At 46.4% G+C, this 1054-nt stretch carries 1 protein-coding gene; it reads left to right on the plus strand.

All coding sequences use genetic code 11. The features are described from left to right. Positions 1-100: 100 nt before the first annotated feature. Positions 101-1054, plus strand: a 954-nt coding sequence (locus ACO0K1_RS20195) for an IS30 family transposase (RefSeq protein ID WP_423028996.1), incomplete at its 3' end; no start/stop codon positions are given.

Below are 1054 nucleotides of genomic sequence, written 5' to 3' on the forward strand. Positions count from 1 at the left end.
CGCGAGTTCAACTATGAAGTGCAACTGAAGATAAATGGTTAAAGGTGGGAAGATGCAGTAGCATCCGGCCTTCCAGACCTCCAAGTCAAAGTTGCCCGAAATGACATACACACATCTTACCCAAGACGAACGATACCAGATTTACATACTTAAAAAAGCAGGACATGATCAAAGTGCCATAGCTAAAATAATGGAACGAGATAAATCAACAATCAGTCGAGAACTGAAACGCAATTGTGGCGCGCGGGGATATCGTCCCAAGCAGGCGCAGGCACGGTCTATCGCAAGACAGGCCAAAGGCAATGCGACCACTATTCATGCCGACACGTGGACGTTTGCTGACGACAAGCTTGCCGAACTATGGAGTCCTGAACAAATCAGTGGCTATTTGCATGCGAATAAGCAGCCAGGCGTTAGTCACGAAAGCATCTATAAACGCATTTATGCCGATAAGCAACTTGGTGGTACCTTGCATAAAGCTCTTCGCTGCCAGAAGGGACGCAAGAAGCGCTATGGCAACCGCGAACGCCGTGGCACCATACCAAATCAAGTATCAATTGAACAGCGCCCAGTCATTGTTGACCAGCTTAAGCGGTTTGGTGACTGGGAAGGTGATCTGGTGATCGGCGCCAATCACCAGCAAGCACTAGTCACACTCAATGAGCGGAAGTCCCGTTTTTCACTCATAGGTAAAGTCGAACGTAAAACCGCCGAGTCCGTAGCAGAGATGATTATTTCTCTGCTGACGCCTTTTTCTGACGTTGTACACACATTGACGACAGATAACGGTAAGGAGTTTGCACAGCATGAACGTATCAGTGAAAATATCAATTCAGATCACTATTTCGCCCACCCGTATTGCTCTTGGGAACGCGGTGCGAATGAAAATATGAATGGATTAATTCGCCAGTTCTTTCCTAAGAAAATGCGATTTGAAGCCATCAGTGAAGGAGATATTTTATGGGCGATGAACAGCTTAAATCATCGTCCCAGAAAATGTCTCGGCTTCAAAACGCCGCACCAAGTATTTATGAAGCAGTTACAATCGCATCAA

It is taken from the genome of Undibacterium sp. SXout20W (assembly GCF_049340285.1).
Classification (GTDB): Bacteria; Pseudomonadota; Gammaproteobacteria; order Burkholderiales; family Burkholderiaceae_D; genus Undibacterium.